Raw genomic sequence first — 17,110 nt, 5'->3', positions numbered from 1 at the left:
GGGCGGGCGGGGCGTCCGGGCCTATTGGCTTAAATTAAGATTTATGGGGGCCATAACCGCCCCCCGTCGGCCCGGCCTTGGGCGATTTGGCCCCCTCGCCCGGGACGACACTGAAGTTGTGGCGAGCGACACCTCCAACGCCGAGACTTAAGCCACCAGCGACAGCTTCGGCAGGCTCGCGACCACCGACTGGTTGCGGCCGCCGGCTTTTGCGGCGTAGAGCGCCTTGTCGGCGGCGGCGACCAGGAGCGGCCAGTCCATGCCGGTGGTGGGAACGAGGCTCGCGATGCCGCAGGACACCGTCGAGCTCGTGTGGTCGTCGGACCAGCCCTGCACCTTCGCGCGGATCTTCTCGGCCACCGTGAGGGCGTCGGTGACCGAAGTGCCCGGCAGCAGCACGGCGAATTCCTCGCCGCCATAGCGCGCGGCGCAGTCGCTGGCGCGGCTCACCGAATCGGAAATGCAGATGGCGATGCCGACCAGCACCTGGTCGCCGGCCTGGTGGCCGAACGTGTCGTTGTAGGCCTTGAAGTGATCGGCATCGATCATCAAGAGCGCGATCGGCGTCTGCTGCCGCATCGCGCGGCGCCATTCGACGTCGATCACCTGGTCGAACTTGCGGCGGTTCTTCAGGCCGGTGAGCGCGTCGGTCGTCGCCATCTCCTCGAGCTTGCGCTCGGCCTCGGCGCGCCGGCCGATCTCGCGCGCGAGCACCAGCGTCGATGCCAGCATGAACACGCTGAGCGCCAGCACCACGGCGCCGATGCGGTAGGCTTCCTTCTGCCAGAGCTCGAACACGGCGTTCAGTGGCTTGCCTGCCACCACGAATAGCGGGCTGCTCCCACTACTGCGGACATAGAGCCGCGGCGTGCCGTCGATCGGCCCCTGTCCGGCGAATGCGCCGCCGACCTTCAGATTTTCGGCCTTCCAGACCGGCCGGTTGGCCAGATTCGTGCCGATCACGTCGAGATCAAACGGCCGCCGCATCATGACGGTACGGTCGCGCCTGAGCACGGTGATGGTGTCGTCGGCATCGAGGCTCAGCCGCTCGAACAATTCGTGGAAATAGCTGAAGCGGATCGATCCGGCGACGACGCCGAGGAAGCCCCCGTCGGTGTCGCTGATACGCCGGCTCAGCACGATCGAATAGGCGCCGCGGAACAGCATGGGACGGCTGATGAAGAGGCCTGCGTCCGGATTGTCGCGATGAGCCTTGAAGTAATCCTCGTCGCTGCGGTTCTCGGCAACGGGATCGAGCGTGGAGGCGTCGATGGTTAGCCGGCCGTCGGCGTCGAACACCTGGATCGCGCCGAAATGCCTCGCCGTGGTCGCATGGTCGAACAGGATGAGGTGACGGATCGGCTTCGAGACCGTGGCTATCTCCGGCAGCAGCATGTTGCTGGCGACCGCCTTGAGGGCCAGGTCGTAGATCTCGATGTTGCGGCTGACGTCGGACTCGATGGTCGTCGCCAGGTTTTCCAACGTCTGGCGGGCGAGCGCCTCCTCGCCGCGGCGCATGTCCAGCATGACGTTGACGCAAATGGCGGAAAAGCCGATCACCGTCACCACGGACGAGATGATCAGCAGTTTCGCCGAAAGCCGCCATGGCCGCCGGGCCGTGACGTCGCGCCATCGAGACAACATCATTTGCTCCCGACATTAGTGAATGCGCCCGAAAGCTTGAGCAGTGTTTAAGCCGGGACGGCGCTGCCGGAATGAGTTAAAAATTGGTTTCCGCGGCTGACGTTTTTGGGCAAAGCGGGGCTTCGACCAGCGAAGAGGACAGCGGTGAACGACTACGACGCGTTGCGCGATTATCTGATGCGGCAGAAGCAGGCGGAATTCGTGCTGACCTATGAACAGATCGAAGAGATCATCGGCGCGGCCCTGCCGCGCGCGGCGAATCGTGCCTCATGGTGGGACAGCCTGCGCAGCCCGGACATCCAGATGCCCCAGCGCGAAGCCTGCCTCGCCGCGGGTTTCAAGGCGATGCGAATGCCGGACGGTGCGAGCGTGCGGTTCACGAAGCTGAAGAGCGACCGGCGGCGGCCAGTATCGTAGGGTGGCGAAAGCGAAGCGTGCCCACCACCTCTGTTGCAATGTTGGATTGATGGTGGGCACGGCGCAAGTGCGCCTTTGCCCACCCTACGGGACCGGACTCGCGTTGAGATCAGCTCGCCGCTTCCAGGCGCACTTCCGTGAGCAGGCGCATCGCGGCGTCGGCGTCCATGGGTTCGCCGAAGGCAAACCCCTGCGCGTATTCGCAGCCCATCTGGTAGAGCTCGACCGCGTCGGAATCGGTCTCGGCACCTTCGGCGACCACGTCCATGCCGAGGTCGTGCGCGAGCGCGATGATGGACTTCAGGATCACCGGGCGGGTGCCGCGGTTGGTGGTGCGCACGAAGGACTGGTCGATCTTGATGGTGTCGAACGGGAAGCGCTGCAGATAGGCCAGCGACGAATGGCCGGTGCCGAAATCGTCGAGCGACAGCCCGGTGCCGAGCTCGCGGATCCGCGTCAGCATCTGCGCCGCGTGCTCCGGATTCTCCATCACCAGCGATTCCGTCAATTCCAGCTTCAGCGTGCCGCGCGCGACCGAGGAGCGCGACAGCACGGTGCGGATGTCGTGGATCAGATCGTGGCGCAGCAATTGCCGCGAGGAGACGTTGACGGATGCGAAGATCGGCTCGCGCGAGCGCATCGCGCGCTGCCAGATCGAGAGCTGCTTGGCGGTCTGGTCGAGCACGAACATGCCGAGGTCGATGATCAGGCCGGTCTCTTCCGCGATGGTGATGAATTCCGACGGCGCCATGCGTCCGAGCTTGGGATGATCCCAGCGCACCAGCGCCTCGAAGCCGGCGACGGAGCGGTCTTCGAGCCGCACGATCGGCTGGTACAGGATCGTGAGCTCCTGCCGCTCGATGGCGCGGCGCAATTCGCTTTCCAGCGTCAGCCGGTCGGTTTTTCGCGCGCGCATCGCGGACTTGTAAACGTCGATGCGGTCGCCACCGATGCGCTTGGAGTGATACATCGCAAGCTCGGCGTCCTTGATGATCTCGTCCGTGAGCTGAACTTGCGGATCGGACAAGGCAAGGCCGATCGAGGCCGTGAGAAAGATCTCGCGTTCGTTGAAGGCGATCGGCGCGCGGATGGTCTTGCGGATGGTCTCGGCGAAAGCGGTGATGCGGGCGGGGTCCTGCTCCGAGAGCAGGATCAGGCCGAACTGGTCGCCGGCGAGCCGCGCCAGCGTATCCTGCGGCTTCAGGATGCGGGTGAGGCGGCGGGCCAGCGTCAGCAGGATGGAATCGCCGACCGCGATGCCGACGGAATCGTTGACCTGCTTGAAGCGGTCGAGGTCGATCACCATCAGCGTCGGCCGCAGCGTCGGCATGGTCTTGGCGAAATGCGCGACGGCGCCGAGCCGGTCCATGAACAGCTTGCGGTTGGGCAGGCCGGTGAGATTGTCATGCACGGAATCGTGCAGCAGGCGCTCCTCGGCGTTGCGCAGCTCGGTGACGTCGGTGAGGGTGCCGACCACGCGCGAGACCTCGCCGTCGGAGCCGACCACCGGGCGCGCCTTCAGCGCGAACCACATGAAGTGACCGTCCGGCGTGCGCAGGCGGAAATCCTGCACCAGGCGGCCGCGGCGCTGGTCGAGCACGCTGTCGAGCGCGGCGCGGAAACGATCCTGGTCGAGCGGGTGCAGCACTTCCAGCCAGGAGGCGGCCGGGCCTTCCAGCGTGCCGCGCTTGAGGCCGAGCAGGGCCTCGGTCTCGGGGCTTGTGAAGACCTTGTCGGCGGAAACGTCCCAGTCCCAGATCAGATCGCCGGAGCCGGCCAGAGCCAGCGCGCGGCGCTCGATGTCGGAGACGACGCCGGTGGTGGCGCCGCCGCCGGCGAAGGCATGCTGCATCACCGTGAAGCCGATCAGCATCACGATCAGCACGAGGCCGCCGAGCAGGGCAGGGCCGACGATGTCGTTGGTGACGGAGCCTGCGACCGTCATGCCGGCCGCGACCACCCAGACCACCAGCAGGAACCAGGTCGGGATCAGCAGCACCGCGCGGTCGAAGCCGTGGGTGGAGAGATAGACGATCAACGCGAAGCCGGCGAAGGCGATCAGCACCAGCGAGATGCGCGCGATGCCGGAGGCCACCGCGGGGTCGAACAGGGCCAGCGCAACCAGCGAGCCCAGGAACGCGAGCCAGCCCACCGTGATGTGGGAATAGCGCACGTGCCATCGACTGAGATTGAGATAGGCGAACAGGAACACCAGCAGCGTCGCCGCCAGTATCGCCTCACCCGCCGCGCGCCAGATGCGCTCGGCGTTGTTCGACATGTCGAGCACCTTGCCCCAGAAGCCGAAATCGACGCCGATATAGACCAGCACCGCCCAGGCCAGCGCCGCGGCGGCCGGGAACATGATGCTGCCCTTGACCACGAACAGGATGGTCAGCACCAGCGCCAGCAAGCCGGAGATGCCGATCACGATGCCCTGGTACAGCGTGAACGAGTTGACCTTGTCCTTGTAGGATTCCGGCTCCCACAGATAGAGCTGCGGCAGCTTGTCGGTGCGCAGCTCCGCGACGAAGGTGACGACGGCGCCGGGATCGAGGGTGACGCGGAAGACGTCGGCGGTCGGGCTCTCCTGCCGCTCCGGCCGGTCGCCGGTCGAGGGCGTGATGGTCGCGATGCGGGACAGCCCGAGGTCGGGCCACAGCAGCCCCGAGGAGACGATGCGGTAATGCGGGGCGACGATCAGGCGGTCGAGCTGGTCGTCGGTGTTGTTGGCGAGCGCGAACACCACCCAGTTCTGGCCGCCTTCGCGGGCGCGCACCTCGATGCGGCGGACGATGCCGTCGGTGCCGGGCGCGGTGGAAACCTGGATGCGGTCGGCGTCGCTGCGCTGATGCTCGAGCACGCCGGTGAGGTCGATTGCGGGCGCGTCACCGCGGACGCTGACAGCGTCGAGCGCGCGCGCCGGGAACGCGCAGACGAGAATCATGAGGCCCAGCGCTATGGGCGCGAGGCACCTGATCAGACGCAAGGTCAGTTCTCCGCGTTCGACGCAAACTCTTCGGTGCAGGCTCTTCGGTGCACGGCGTTTTCCGAACGGAACAAAGTGGTTCGGTGCGTCGCGATAGATGCCACGAAAGCGAGGAAAATCAAAGGGTTTCCGGCTAGCCCTGTGGGCCGCTGGCCTAGACCTCCAACACAATTTTGCCAATATGTGCAGAGGTTTCCATCCGCCGGTGCGCGTCGGATGCCTTTTCCAGCGGGAAAGTGCTGTCCATCAGCGGCTTGACCCGGCCTTCGCGCAACAGCGGCATCACTTTCGCCTCGATCGCGGCCACCATCGCCGCCTTGTCCGCATTACTACGGGGACGCAGCGTCGAGCCGGTGTGGGTCAGGCGCTTCACCATCACCTTGGCGATGTTGACGGTGACCTTGGGCCCGTTGAGGGTCGCGATCTGCACGATGCGGCCGTCGACCGCGGCGGCGTCATAGTTGCGATCGACATAGTCGCCGGCGACCATATCGAGGATCAGATTGGCGCCGGCATTGTTCGTCTCCGCCTTGACCACGGCGACGAAGTCTTCGTCCTTGTAGTTGATGGCCCGATCCGCGCCGAGCTTGAGGCAGGCATCGATCTTGTCCTGCGATCCCACGGTGACGATCACCTTGGCGCCGAACGCTTTTGCGAGCTGGATCGCCATGGTGCCGATCCCGGAAGAGCCGCCATGGATCAGCAGCGTCTCGCCGGCCTTCAGCCCGCCGCGCTCGAACACATTGTGCCAGACCGTCATCAGCGTTTCCGGCAGCGCACCGGCTTCCTTGATCGAGAGCGACGGCGGCACGCTCATCGCCTGACCGTCCTCGGCGATGCAGTACTGCGCATAACCGCCACCGGCGACCAGCGACATCACCTTGTCGCCGATCTTGTGCCGCTTGGCGTTGCTGCCGACGGCCACCACTTCGCCCGCGATTTCGAGGCCGGGCAGGTCGCTGGCGCCGGGCGGCGGCGGATAGGCGCCGGAGCGCTGCGCGACGTCGGGCCGATTGACGCCGGCGGCCTGCACCTTGACCAGGATCTCGTCGGGACCGGGCTGCGGCAGCGCCCGTTGTTCCGGCACCAGCACTTCCGGTCCGCCGGGTTTGGAGATGGCGACCACGGTCATTTGCGCGGGCAGCTTGTCCATGATGTGTCCTTGAGCAAAGGTGCGGGATGGAACGAGGCCATTGCTTAGCCAGCGCGGTGCAGGCTGGCAACCGCCTCAGCCGCTTGTGATGCGAACGCAGGAGGAACAAGGATGGCGATGGAAGACGACGACCGTCCGCGCAAAAAGATCAGCCATGACATCGGCCAGGATCTCTCACTCTTGTCAGTGGAGGAACTGACCGAGCGCATCGCGCTGCTCAAGGCCGAGATCGCAAGATTGGAAGAAGCCACAACAAAGAAGCGCGCCTCGCGCGATGCGGCCAACAGCGTTTTCAAGTCGTAGGGTCCGACGCTGGAGCGGGGCTGGCCTCACACACGGTCCTCATCCTGAGGAGCGCGGCACGCGCGTCTCGAAGGATGGCCGCGGGCGAGAGCAGGGCCTGCATGGTCCCGGCGATGCGAAGCATCGTCCGGAGACGCGCGCGAAGAGCGCGCTCCTCACCATGAGGGTCTGGTTTCGGCCTTCGCTGCGGATGCGCGTGAAGAATTCGTTCCACCGCCCACTCGGCCACTGACCGACATGGCTAACGAACCCTCAAAATAATCGCTCGTTTACTCCACATTAAGCTTTCGAGTTTATGACTGGGAACTGTCCTTGTTTGGACACCGAGTGGCTCCTGTCCACTCTGTTTGACGCCTCCCTGTTATCAACTTTCAAAGCCGCCGGTTTTCCGGCGGCTCTTTTTTGCGCCCAGCTCCGCCTTTTTGCGTCTCGCCGCGGTTGAATTCCGAGCAAAGACCCGCGGAAACCATATCCGCGCTTGTCACTGGACTCGGCGTCGCGCCCGCGCAATGATTTGTTCATCATAAGCCGGCGCCAAAGCCGGGCAGTCAGACAGTTGCGTAAGGGGCGTTAACCATGGAACGTTTGCAAGCCGAAGGTGCTCTCGTTCAACTCAGCGAGCGGTTCACCAATTCTGCGGCGTTCGGCGTCCTGTTCCGCGAGGGCATGGACCTGGTCGAAGAGACCGCCGCCTATCTCGATGGCGCCGGCCGCACCGAGGCCAAGGCGCTCGATCGCGCCGTCAGCCTCACCTATGCGACCGAGAGCATGCGCCTGACCACCCGCCTGATGCAGCTCGCCTCGTGGCTGCTGCTGCACCGCGCGGTGAAGGAAGGCGAGATGACGCTGGGCCAGGCCAACCGCGAAAAAACCAAGGTCAAGCTCTCCGCCGCCGATCCCGGCTCGACCGACAGCATCGAGAAGCTGCCGTCGCAGCTCCAGGATTTGATCCATCGCTCGATGAGCCTCCAGACCCGCGTGCGCCGCCTGGACACCACCATCCACACGCCGCCGGTCGATCATTCCTCGATCGGCAACCCGCTGGTGCCGCATCTCAACGCGCTGAAGGCAGCGTTCGAGCGGTAAGCGCAGGTGCCGTAGGGTGGGCAAAGGCGCGCAGCGCCGTGCCCACCATTTTCTCGCAGAATCGCAATCAAGATTGGTGGGCACGCTACGCATTGCCCATCCTATGATTTCTCGCCTTGGTCGAGAGCACATCGCCTCAAAACAAAAAAAACGCCCCCGGCTCTCCGGGGGCGTTTTCGTCTCCAGCCTCGAGGGGCCGGATCAATCCTTTTTGAGAAAGCCCGAAAACTTCTTCTGGAAGCGCGAGACGCGGCCGCCGCGATCCATCAGCTGGGCGTTGCCGCCGGTCCAGGCCGGGTGCGACTTGGGGTCGATGTCGAGGTTCAGCGTGTCGCCTTCCTTGCCCCAGGTGGAGCGGGTCAGATACTCGGTTCCGTCGGTCATCACGACCTTAATCGTATGATAGTTCGGGTGAATTTCGGCTTTCATGGCAATTCCTCGGCGCCCCGGCGCCTCACTTGAGTGGCTATCGAATGACGGATTTGGCGCGGTCTATACCCCACGAGGCCCTGTAAAACAAGCCGTTGCAGGGCCTTAGTAGGGGACCGGGCGGCCCCCTAAGGGACATCCCGGATTTGCCACTCCCGCTCGCGCGGCCTATCTGGAGCAGACTACCTCTCTTTGTCTTTTGGTCGGATCTCATGAGCGCAGTAGAACGGCTTGAAACCGGGCCCGCAGAAGCCCCGTCGATCGAGGCCGACCTGATCGAGGCGCCGGCGAAGAGCCGCGCCAAGCTGCGGCCGCTGCTGGCGCTCGCACCCTATGTGGCGCGCTATCGCGGTCGGGCGGCGCTGGCCTTTGTCGCGCTGACGATCGCGGCGTTGACCACCCTGCTGGTGCCGGTCGCGGTGCGCAGGATGATCGATTTCGGCCTGACGCCTGAGGGCATCGAGCTGATCAACAGCTACTTCTCGGTGATGATCGCCGTCGTCGCCGTGCTCGCGCTGGCGAGCGCCGCGCGCTACTACCTCGTGATGACGATCGGCGAGCGCATCGTCGCCGATCTCAGGCGCGACGTCTTCGCCCATCTGCTCTCGCTGTCGCCGGCCTTCTTCGATTCCGCGCGCAGCGGCGAGCTGGTGTCGCGCCTCACCGCCGACACCACCCAGATCAAATCCTCCGTCGGCGCCTCGGTTTCGATCGCGCTGCGCAATCTGATGATGTTCTTCGGCGCTGCGGCGATGATGGTGATCACCAGCCCGCGGCTATCAGGCTTCGTGCTGCTGGCCATTCCCCTGATCGTGCTGCCGCTGGTCGCCTTCGGGCGCTGGGTGCGCCGTCTGTCGCGCAATGCGCAGGACACGCTGGCCGAGGCCTCGGCCTACGCGAGCGAGCTGGTCGGTGCGATCCGCACCGTGCAGGCCTATACCAGCGAGAGCCTCGCCGAGAGGCGCTTCGGCGGCGAGGTCGAGCAGGCCTATGAAGCCGCGCGCACCTCCACGCAGGCGCGCGCCGTGCTCACCGCCATCATCATCTTCATCGTGTTCGCAAGCGTGGTCGCGATCCTCTGGATCGGCTCGCACGACGTGCTCACAGGCACCATCACGCCGGGCCGGCTCGGCCAGTTCGTGCTCTATGCGGCCTTCGCCGCGGCCGGCCTCGGCCAGCTCAGCGAGGTCTGGGGCGAGATCTCGGCGGCATCGGGCGCTGCCGAGCGCCTGTTTGAGATCCTGCATGTGCAGCCCGACATCAGCGCGCCGGCGTCGCCGCGCGCGCTGCCGGTGCCGGCGCGCGGCGAAGTCGGCTTCGACCATGTCAGCTTCGCCTATCCGGCGCGGCGCGACGTCAATGTGCTCGATGCGGTGTCGTTTACCGTGCGCCCCGGCGAGAAGGTCGCGATCGTCGGTCCGTCCGGCGCGGGCAAGAGCACGATCTTCCATCTGCTGTTGCGCTTCTATGATCCGCGCAGCGGCGCGATCTCGCTCGACGGCGTGCCGGTCAAATCCGCCGATCCGCGTGAATTCCGCTCCCGCATCGCGCTGGTGCCGCAGGAATCCAACGTGTTCGCGGCCAGCGCCCGCGACAACATCCGCTTCGGCCGGCCCGATGCCACCGACGCCGAGGTCGAGCGTGCCGCCGAGCTCGCGCACGCCGCCGAATTCATCCGCCGCCTGCCCGAAGGTTTCGACACGCCGCTTGGTGAGCGCGGCGTGACGCTATCAGGCGGCCAGCGCCAGCGCATCGCGATCGCGCGTGCCATCCTGCGCGATGCGCCGCTGTTGCTGCTGGATGAAGCCACTTCCGCGCTCGATGCCGAAAGCGAGACGCTGGTGCAGACCGCACTGGAAGAGCTGATGCGCCACCGCACCACGCTCGTGATCGCGCACCGCCTCGCCACCGTCTTGTCGTGCGACCGCATCCTGGTGATGGACCAGGGCAGAATCGTCGAGCAGGGCACGCATGCGGAGCTCGTGGCCGCGAACGGGCTCTATGCCAGGCTGGCGAGGTTGCAGTTCGAGGGGGCGTGAGGCCGAGTAGTTCGGACTGCTGCGCCACTCACAGTGTCATCGCCCGCGAAAGCGGGTGATCCAGTACTCCGAGACGGAAGTGATCAACCGATAAGCCGCGGCGTACTGGATTCCCCGCCTTCGCGGGGAATGACAGCGGAGGTTTTGGAAGCCGCTTCGCGCCACATCGGCTTCCTCGAACAGCACGAGCGGATCTTCCGCATCGCAAGATTGGTCGGGCTGTGTGCTTTGCCGGTGCCGGTGCTGCGACTGCGCTCGGACCAGCGAACCAGGCGGCTTCGTTTCCGCTGGCTTGCCCTTGTCGGACGCGAAGGGGACGGAGTGCCCGCCTCATCGAGGCCCGCTGCTAGGCCAGTATGAGACATCGGAGGCGGCGATGTGGTATCCGAAATCAATGCATGGAGCCAAGCCTCGTGACTTGTGTTCTCAGACCGCCAACAGTTGAGGAGCTACCTACGCTCTCGGCCTTGTGCCTTAGATCGAAAGCTGTATGGGGCTACGGCAACGACTTCATGGAGGCCTGTCGGAGCGAACTCACCATCGAAGCATGCGAACTCCAATCCAGTTCAATTGCAGTGGCAGAAGAGAACGGCAAGATCGTCGGCGTCGCCCAAGTCAGGGTCACTGGAAGCTGGGCTGATTTGTTGAAGTTGTTCGTCGAGCCGACGATGCTTCGCGGTGGCTTGGGAATGAAGTTGTTTCATTGGGCTGCCAGCGAAGCAACAGCGATGGGTGCTCACCGCATGGCGATCGAGGCCGACCCAGATGCCGCGCCATTCTATCGACGCATGGGGGCGAAGGACTCCGGCTTTGCTCCGTCCGGCTCGATACCTGGCAGAATGCTTCCCAAGCTGATCAAGGAGCTGGGATCGATGTGAAATCGCTCGGCCTTCGGTGGCCCCGAACGGTTGGTCACGACGTTCGCGCTCAGGGTAGACGGGACTTGGCCGCTCGACCGACAAACCGCGCTCACCGCCCTTAGCGGACACCAGCCTCACACGGCTCCTTAACTGAAGTGCCGTCGTGATTTGGAAACGTGCATGATTGTTCTCATCTGCCCAATCCTGTTCATCCTCCTCATCCTGTTCGCCATTCGACAGCAGAAGCGCGGCCTTGCGGGATGGAAAGCGGCCCTGCTTGTTGTCGCAGGTAGCGGCGTCATCGTTTTCATGAGTTTCGGCTTGCTCATCGTAGGCTTCCGCAACTTCGGATAGGCGCAGCCCGCGCCCTGAGCCGCGTGCATGAACCTTGCAGTTCCCCCAGATGTGGCGCCTAATCAGGTATCGCCGGCCAAAGGCTCGTCCGTAGGCGTCGGTGCCTGAGAGATGATTTGTGCTCCCGCCTCAACGGGAGTGCGCCTCATGGCCCAGCCGTACAGCAAAGAGACCCTCGAGCTTTTGGAGCGGGCGCAGCGAGCGATCGATGAGTCGATCCGGCTCCGCGAAGACAGCCACCGCGCGCTCCGCCAGGCTGAAAGCTGGCATTTCGATCTTGAGCTCCGCTTGAGCCGAGAGCGCCTCGCGGCGAGTTACGCGACAGCGCCGCTCATCGACACTTCGGCGACAGCGCCGGCACATTCGGCCACGGCCAATTCTTCCAGCTCCCGTCCTCATCAACGCAGGCCGATGGCTCAAGGCCATGCGTCGGAGCACTCGTCGTCTTGACCGGCGTGGCGAGGCGTTGGTCGACATAGCTCGTCGAGACATATCCGGCGACGATGACGCCGAGCAGGACCGAAGATCCCTTGGCCAGATCGCTCAGTTTCATCGGTCATCTCCATCCGCTTGCCGGCGCAACTTCCGGACACAACGACTAGCCGACGTCCCGGGATCCCGGCGTGACGGGCGTCACGCGCCCCAGAATCTAAGGTTGCCACTCCATCTTCAGCACCGGCCGGCCCGAGGTCGGGTTCACCTCGTCGCCGGCATGGGCAAAGCCGTTGCGCTCGTAGAAGCGGATGGCGCGGCTGTTGTCCTTGTTGACGAGCAGCGTCACGCCTGTCGGCGACAGGCGCTTGGCCTCGTCGACCAGCAGCCGCGCCGCGTCCGAGCCCCAATGCGCGGGATCGACCACGAGCTGGTCGAGATAGCCGTCGCCGTCGATGGTGACGAAGCCGGTCAGCGCGCCGTCCTGCTCCGCGACCACGATGGAGGCTTTCGGCACCAGGTCCCTACGCCAGCGTTCGCGCCACCAGTCCAGGCGCGTGGCGAAGTCGATCTGCGGATAGGCCTGCTGCCAGGTGCGATGCCAGAGGTCGATCGAGGCGGCCTCGTCCTCGGGTCGGTAGAGACGAAGGTGGAGGGCGCTCACTACCGCTCCGTCAGCTTCAGCTCGATGCGGCGGTTGCGCTTGTAGGCTTCCTCGGTGTTGGCGGTGTCGAGCGGCTGGAATTCGCCGAAGCCGGCGGCGACGAGGCGCTGGGCGGGCACGCCGAGCGAGATCAGGTACTGCACCACCGAGATCGAGCGGGCGGCCGAGAGGTCCCAGTTCGACTTGAAGTTCGGCCCGTTGACCGGGCGCACGTCGGTGTGGCCGTCGACGCGCAGCACCCAGGGGATCTCGTTCGGGATCTTCTTGTCGAGGTCGATCAGCGCGGTCGCCAAAGTGTCGAGCTCGGCGCGGCCTTCGGGCAGCAGCACCGCCTGTCCGGTGTCGAAGAACACTTCGGACTGGAATACGAAGCGGTCGCCGACGATGCGGATGTCGGGGCGGTTGCCGAGGATGGCGCGCAGGCGGCCGAAGAATTCCGAGCGGTAGCGCGACAATTCCTGCACGCGCTGCGCCAGGGCGACATTCAGGCGAGAGCCCAGATCGGCAATTCGGTTTTGCGATTCCTTGTCGCGCTTCTCGGAGACGTCGAGCGCTTCTTCCAGCGCCGCCAATTGCCGCCGCAGCGCGCTGATCTGCTGGTTCAGCACCTCGATCTGCGCCAGCGCGCGGGCCGAAACCGCTTTCTCGGAGTCCAGCGCCTTGCCGAGCTCGGAGGATTTGCCTTGCGCGTCATTGCCCGCGGCGGCCAGCCCCTCATAGAGGCCCTTGATGCGGTCGCGCTCGCTCTCGGCCGAGGCGAGGCCGGCTTTCAGCGACGAGACCTGGTCGTCCAGCGTGAGCTTGCCGAGCTTCTCCAGCGACAGCAGCTCGTTGAGCTGCGCGATCTTGGCGTTGAGCAGCTCCAGCGCCTTGTCCTTGCCCGTGACCTCCTGCGAGAGGAAGAACTGCACCACCAGGAACACCGACAGCAGGAACACGATCGACAGCACCAGCGTCGACAGCGCGTCGACGAAGCCGGGCCAATAGTTGAAGGAGGTATCGCCGCGACGGCCGCGCGCCAGTGCCATGTCGCTAACCCTTCTCGGGCTGACGCGCGATGCGCTCCAGCAGGCGCCGGATCTCGCGGTTCTGCTCGCCCTGGCCGTCGGCCCATTCGCGGATCATCTGCTGCTCGGTCCGCATATGCGAGACCAGCGCCTGGATGGCTTCGGCGAGGCTTGCCATCGCCGCGGTGGTGCCGCGGCTGCCGCTGCCTTCCTCGAGCACCGTGCGCAAGCGCTCGACGACGGCCTGAAGCTCGCCGCTGGCAATGCCGCCGCCACCGGCGGCGACCACCACTTCGCCGCTGCCATATTCGCGGACGGTGGTGGCAAGCCAGTCTTCGAGATCGGTGTAGAAACGGTTCTGCGCCTGGCTCGATTGCAGGTCGAGGAAGCCCAGGATCAGCGAGCCGGCGAGACCGAACAGCGAGCTCGAGAACGAGATGCCCATGCCGCCGAGCGGGGCGGCCAGCCCCTCCTTCAGCGTGTCGAACAGGGCGCCGGAATCGCCCCCGACCTTGAGCCCGTCGATCACCTTGCCGACCGAGCCGACCGTCTCGATCAGGCCCCAGAAGGTGCCGAGCAGTCCCAGGAAGACCAGAAGCCCGGTCATGTAGCGGGAGATGTCGCGGGCTTCGTCGAGGCGGGTCGCGATCGAATCGAGCAGGTGCCGCATGGTGGTCTGGGTGATCGACATCCGCCCGGTGCGCTCGCCGCCGAGGATCATTGCCATCGGCGCCAGCAGCTTGGGGTGGCGGGCGGGCGCAAGGCCGGGGTCGGCGATGCGGAAATTGTTGACCCAGGACACTTCGGGATACAGCCGGATCACCTGGCGGAAGGCCAGGATGATGCCGATGAACAGCACGCCGCCGATCAGCGCATTGAGCCCGGGATTGGCGAAGAAGGCCTGGATGATCTGCTTGTAGAGCACCACCCCCACCAGGGTGCAGAGCACCAGGAAGACCAGCATCCGCACCAGGAAGACGCTGGGCGAGGATAGCTTGGTATATTCGATGTCGAGGGAGGAGCGGGGCGAGGCGCCTGGCGGCATGGCCGGTATCATCCGTTAACTTGCTTGCGGGGCGCACTATGGCACAGCGCCCGCCCAAAAAAAGCGCCGGATGCGCCGATTTCGGGGAGAGCTGGGGAACCCAACGCTGAAACCGGGCTTTGGTAAGGACATACTTTCCAAATCGTCGGCATTCCACAGGTTCAGTTCGCACTTTTCCCCTTGGCGCCCAAGACTTGCCGTCCAAGATCTGCCGCCCAAAGACGGAGTCGTCGCATGAGCGTCGTGTCCGCGATCATCGGGACTGCCGAACGGGTGCCTTTGCCTGATGTCGTGATCCGCGCGGCGATCCAGCGCCTGTGCTCGCGCACGGTGACGCGGCTGTCCGCGCTGGGCGGGGCGGATGATGCCGCCTTCGCCGGGCGGATGATGCTGCGGCCGATCGCCGAGGACGCGGATGCCGGGCACGAGGGGGTGCCAGCTTCGTTCTTTGCGAAGGTGCTCGGTCCCAACCGCAAATACTCCTGCTGCTTCTACAAGACCGGCGCGACCACCTTGCGGGAGGCCGAGGAGGAGGCGCTGCGCCAGACCGCCGAGCATGCCGCTCTCGCCGACGGCCAGACCATCCTCGAGCTCGGCTGCGGCTGGGGCTCGCTGTCGCTGTGGATGGCGCGGCAGTTTCCGCACGCCAAGGTCACCGCGGTGTCGAGCTCACAGGCGCAGCGCGCCCATATCGAGGAAGAGGCGCGGCTGCGCGGTCTCCTCAACCTGCGCGTGATCTGCGCGGACATCAACGTGTTCGCGCCCGATGGGCAATTCGACCGCATCGTCTCGGTCGAGATGTTCGAGCATGTGATGAACTGGCGCAAGCTGATGACGCGCCTGCGCGCGTGGCTCGCGCCGGAGGGGCGGTTCTTCATGCACATCGTCGCCCATCGCTCCGGCTCTCACCTGTTCGACCGGGCCGATCGCGACGACTGGATCGCGCAGCGCGTCTCCACGGGCGGGCTGATGCCGAGCCATCACCTCGTCAGGCAATTCGACGATATCTTCACCGTGGAGAAGGAATGGTGCTGGAGCGGCACGCATTATCAGCGCACCGCCAACGACTGGCTCGCCAATTTCGACACGCATCGCGATGCCATCGAGGCGGCCTTGCGCAACGTCCATGGCGAGGAGACCGGCCTGCGGATGCGACGCTGGCGCTGGTTCTTTCTCGCGACCTCGGGCCTGTTCGGCTATGCCGATGGCAACGAATGGGGCGTCAGCCACTACCGGATGAGGGCGGCGGCGTAATTGCGATGTTCCGTCGCAGCATGCGGCGGTGGAACCGGACTCACAATCGGGTGAGGCGCGAAAAGCGCACTGAAGTCAGCACCATAGACCGTGTGACATTGGGCCGCCCGCAAGGTGCGTTGCGTCGCAGCACGTCCCCTCTATTTTGGCGGCATCGCCAGCGCGGAATCGCCGAGAACAGGCCCCGCGCAGCGTGATCAGTTTCAACAATATCGGGGCACTTAACTTCATGTCAGGACTTCGCGCGCGATCGGCATGCGTTGCAATGATGCTCGCGGCCTTTACGCCGCTATTGGCAGGCTGCGACGAATCCAGCTCCGCCATTTCAGCCGCCCAGCCCAACGATCCCGACGTCAGCATCGTCATCGTCAAGCCGCAGCCGCGCGCCGTTGTGCGCGAGCTGCCGGGCCGCATTGCGCCGACGCGCGTCTCCGACGTGCGGCCGCGCGTGTCCGGCATCGTGGTCGAGCGTCTGTTCCGACAGGGCAGCGAGGTGAAGGCCGGTGATCCGCTGTACCGTATCGATCCGCGTCCGTTCGAGGTCGAGGTGATGGCCAACGATGCCGCGGTCGCCAAGGCCGAGGCCGCGTTGATGCAGTCGCAGCAGCAGGCGCGCCGCATTGCCACGCTCACCAGCCAGCGCGCCGCGCCCGAAGCCGAGAACGAGAAGGCGATCGCGGCCGAGCGCCAGGCTCATGCCGAGGTCGAGGGCCGCAAGGCCGATCTCGCGCGCGCCAAGCTCAATCTCGACTATGCCACCGTACGCGCGCCGATCGACGGCGTCGTCGGTGCTGCCCTGGTCAGCGAGGGCGCGCTCGCGGTCCAGAACGAGACCAATCTGGCCACGATCCAGCAGCTCGATCCGATCTATGCGGATTTCACCCAGTCGGTGAACGAGCTCAACCAGCTCCGCCGCGCCTTCGAGAGCGGTGACCTCGAGCGCATCGCGCCTGACGCCGCCAAGGTGCATCTCGTGCTCGACGACAACACGCTCTACTCGCTCGACGGCAAGTTGCTGTTTTCGGATGCCAAGGTCGACGCCAATACCGGTCAGGTGACCTTGCGCGGTGAGTTCCGCAATCCCAAACGCGAATTGCTGCCGGGCATGTATGTCCGCGTCCGCATCGACCAGGGTCTCGATAGCGACGCGATCGCGGTGCCGCAGCAGGCGATCCAGCGCAATGGCGGCGGCGGCAGCGAGGTGTTCGTCGTCAAGGACGACAATCGCATCGCAGTGCAGCCGGTGCGCACCGGTTCGGTGCAGGACGGAATCTGGTTCGTCACCGACGGCTTGAAGGCCGGCGACAAGGTCGTGGTCGAAGGCTTCCAGAAGTTCGCCGCCGGCGACAAGGTCAAGCCGCAATCCTGGTCGGAAGCGGATGCGACTGCCGATAACCGGCACGCCCAGAAGCTGATGCGGTAACGTTCGGGCGTCGC

Annotated in this window: 16 protein-coding genes; 8 read left to right on the top strand and 8 right to left on the bottom strand. The window is 65.2% G+C overall.

Features of this window, described 5'->3' with window-relative positions; translation table 11 throughout:
- Nucleotides 1-147 precede the first annotated feature (147 nt).
- Nucleotides 148-1,644, bottom strand: coding sequence for a sensor domain-containing diguanylate cyclase (locus ABIB80_RS25060; protein ID WP_007599885.1), 1,497 nt, complete (start codon nt 1,642-1,644; stop codon nt 148-150).
- A 144-nt stretch (nt 1,645-1,788) separates the two neighbouring features.
- On the opposite strand from ABIB80_RS25060, the gene ABIB80_RS25055 reads away from it, so the two are divergent.
- Nucleotides 1,789-2,061, top strand: a complete 273-nt coding sequence (locus tag ABIB80_RS25055) for a DUF7662 domain-containing protein (RefSeq protein ID WP_007599886.1) — start codon at nt 1,789-1,791, stop codon at nt 2,059-2,061.
- Between the two features lie 109 nt (nt 2,062-2,170).
- Here ABIB80_RS25055 and ABIB80_RS25050 read toward each other — a convergent pair whose 3' ends face one another.
- Both ABIB80_RS25050 and ABIB80_RS25045 read right to left on the bottom strand, forming a co-directional pair.
- Nucleotides 2,171-5,047 carry an EAL domain-containing protein gene (locus ABIB80_RS25050; protein ID WP_026232774.1) on the bottom strand — a complete coding sequence of 959 codons (2,877 nt, stop codon included), beginning with the start codon at nt 5,045-5,047 and terminating at the stop codon, nt 2,171-2,173.
- 154 nt (nt 5,048-5,201) lie between these two features.
- Nucleotides 5,202-6,200, bottom strand: coding sequence for an NAD(P)H-quinone oxidoreductase (locus ABIB80_RS25045; protein WP_354128653.1), 999 nt, complete (start codon nt 6,198-6,200; stop codon nt 5,202-5,204).
- A 111-nt stretch (nt 6,201-6,311) separates the two neighbouring features.
- Between ABIB80_RS25045 and ABIB80_RS25040 the strand changes: the two genes are divergently transcribed.
- Nucleotides 6,312-6,503 (top strand): DUF1192 domain-containing protein, encoded by a 192-nt coding sequence (locus ABIB80_RS25040; protein WP_007599892.1) that lies wholly within the window; start codon nt 6,312-6,314, stop codon nt 6,501-6,503.
- 576 nt (nt 6,504-7,079) lie between these two features.
- Entirely contained in the window at nt 7,080-7,589 is a 510-nt protein-coding gene (gene rcdA, locus ABIB80_RS25035) for a protease adaptor protein RcdA (RefSeq protein ID WP_007599893.1), read from the top strand.
- A 201-nt stretch (nt 7,590-7,790) separates the two neighbouring features.
- On the opposite strand, the gene rpmE is transcribed toward rcdA, so the two are convergent.
- The gene (rpmE, locus tag ABIB80_RS25030) at nt 7,791-8,018 is read right to left on the bottom strand and encodes a 50S ribosomal protein L31 (protein WP_007599895.1); all 228 of its coding nucleotides are present in this window, start codon (nt 8,016-8,018) and stop codon (nt 7,791-7,793) included.
- Between the two features lie 212 nt (nt 8,019-8,230).
- Here rpmE and ABIB80_RS25025 point away from each other — a divergent pair, with 212 nt between their 5' ends.
- The 3 genes from ABIB80_RS25025 to ABIB80_RS25015 all read left to right on the top strand — a co-directional run bounded on the left by ABIB80_RS25025 (nt 8,231) and on the right by ABIB80_RS25015 (nt 11,271).
- The gene (locus ABIB80_RS25025; protein WP_354128652.1) at nt 8,231-10,057 is read left to right on the top strand and encodes an ABC transporter ATP-binding protein/permease; all 1,827 of its coding nucleotides are present in this window, start codon (nt 8,231-8,233) and stop codon (nt 10,055-10,057) included.
- 512 nt (nt 10,058-10,569) lie between these two features.
- Nucleotides 10,570-10,935 carry a GNAT family N-acetyltransferase gene (locus ABIB80_RS25020; protein WP_157158624.1) on the top strand — a complete coding sequence of 122 codons (366 nt, stop codon included), beginning with the start codon at nt 10,570-10,572 and terminating at the stop codon, nt 10,933-10,935.
- Between the two features lie 162 nt (nt 10,936-11,097).
- Nucleotides 11,098-11,271, top strand: coding sequence for a hypothetical protein (locus ABIB80_RS25015; RefSeq protein WP_007599901.1), 174 nt, complete (start codon nt 11,098-11,100; stop codon nt 11,269-11,271).
- Between the two features lie 331 nt (nt 11,272-11,602).
- Here ABIB80_RS25015 and ABIB80_RS25010 read toward each other — a convergent pair whose 3' ends face one another.
- From ABIB80_RS25010 to ABIB80_RS24995, 4 genes are all read right to left on the bottom strand, one after another.
- Nucleotides 11,603-11,824: a hypothetical protein gene (locus ABIB80_RS25010; protein WP_007599912.1), complete on the bottom strand. Its 222-nt coding sequence runs from the start codon at nt 11,822-11,824 to the stop codon at nt 11,603-11,605.
- Between the two features lie 96 nt (nt 11,825-11,920).
- On the bottom strand, nt 11,921-12,367 hold the full coding sequence (locus ABIB80_RS25005) for a GNAT family N-acetyltransferase (RefSeq protein WP_007599913.1): 447 nt from the start codon (nt 12,365-12,367) through the stop codon (nt 11,921-11,923).
- Nucleotides 12,367-13,395 (bottom strand): peptidoglycan -binding protein, encoded by a 1,029-nt coding sequence (locus tag ABIB80_RS25000; RefSeq protein WP_007599914.1) that lies wholly within the window; start codon nt 13,393-13,395, stop codon nt 12,367-12,369. The genes ABIB80_RS25005 and ABIB80_RS25000 overlap by 1 nt, the downstream gene beginning before the upstream one ends.
- Nucleotides 13,396-13,399: 4 nt before the next feature.
- On the bottom strand, nt 13,400-14,419 hold the full coding sequence (locus tag ABIB80_RS24995; protein ID WP_354128651.1) for a flagellar motor protein MotA: 1,020 nt from the start codon (nt 14,417-14,419) through the stop codon (nt 13,400-13,402).
- A 234-nt stretch (nt 14,420-14,653) separates the two neighbouring features.
- Between ABIB80_RS24995 and ABIB80_RS24990 the strand changes: the two genes are divergently transcribed.
- Nucleotides 14,654-15,673 carry an SAM-dependent methyltransferase gene (locus ABIB80_RS24990; protein WP_007599916.1) on the top strand — a complete coding sequence of 340 codons (1,020 nt, stop codon included), beginning with the start codon at nt 14,654-14,656 and terminating at the stop codon, nt 15,671-15,673.
- A 229-nt stretch (nt 15,674-15,902) separates the two neighbouring features.
- On the top strand, nt 15,903-17,096 hold the full coding sequence (locus tag ABIB80_RS24985) for an efflux RND transporter periplasmic adaptor subunit (protein ID WP_088941393.1): 1,194 nt from the start codon (nt 15,903-15,905) through the stop codon (nt 17,094-17,096).
- The last annotated feature ends 14 nt before the right edge of the window (nt 17,097-17,110 follow it).

Origin of the sequence: Bradyrhizobium sp. i1.15.2 (genome assembly GCF_040548425.1) — a bacterium.
Lineage (GTDB): Bacteria > Pseudomonadota > Alphaproteobacteria > Rhizobiales > Xanthobacteraceae > Bradyrhizobium > Bradyrhizobium canariense.
Note: the sequence above shows the minus strand (reverse complement) of the source record. Positions and strands in the feature narration are given on the sequence as shown.

Bases quoted from the DNA above. Each gene is read 5' to 3' on its own strand.
- ABIB80_RS25060 (WP_007599885.1), bottom strand. From the start codon at position 1,644: ATGTTGTCTCGATGGCGCGACGTCACGGCCCGGCGGCCATGGCGGCTT.
- ABIB80_RS25045 (WP_354128653.1), bottom strand. From the start codon at position 6,200: ATGGACAAGCTGCCCGCGCAAATGACCGTGGTCGCCATCTCCAAACCC.
- ABIB80_RS25040 (WP_007599892.1), top strand. From the start codon at position 6,312: ATGGCGATGGAAGACGACGACCGTCCGCGCAAAAAGATCAGCCATGAC.
- rcdA (WP_007599893.1), top strand. From the start codon at position 7,080: ATGGAACGTTTGCAAGCCGAAGGTGCTCTCGTTCAACTCAGCGAGCGG.
- rpmE (WP_007599895.1), bottom strand. From the start codon at position 8,018: ATGAAAGCCGAAATTCACCCGAACTATCATACGATTAAGGTCGTGATG.
- ABIB80_RS25025 (WP_354128652.1), top strand. From the start codon at position 8,231: ATGAGCGCAGTAGAACGGCTTGAAACCGGGCCCGCAGAAGCCCCGTCG.
- ABIB80_RS25020 (WP_157158624.1), top strand. From the start codon at position 10,570: ATGGAGGCCTGTCGGAGCGAACTCACCATCGAAGCATGCGAACTCCAA.
- ABIB80_RS25015 (WP_007599901.1), top strand. From the start codon at position 11,098: ATGATTGTTCTCATCTGCCCAATCCTGTTCATCCTCCTCATCCTGTTC.
- ABIB80_RS25010 (WP_007599912.1), bottom strand. From the start codon at position 11,824: ATGAAACTGAGCGATCTGGCCAAGGGATCTTCGGTCCTGCTCGGCGTC.
- ABIB80_RS25000 (WP_007599914.1), bottom strand. From the start codon at position 13,395: ATGGCACTGGCGCGCGGCCGTCGCGGCGATACCTCCTTCAACTATTGG.
- ABIB80_RS24995 (WP_354128651.1), bottom strand. From the start codon at position 14,419: ATGCCGCCAGGCGCCTCGCCCCGCTCCTCCCTCGACATCGAATATACC.
- ABIB80_RS24990 (WP_007599916.1), top strand. From the start codon at position 14,654: ATGAGCGTCGTGTCCGCGATCATCGGGACTGCCGAACGGGTGCCTTTG.
- ABIB80_RS24985 (WP_088941393.1), top strand. From the start codon at position 15,903: ATGTCAGGACTTCGCGCGCGATCGGCATGCGTTGCAATGATGCTCGCG.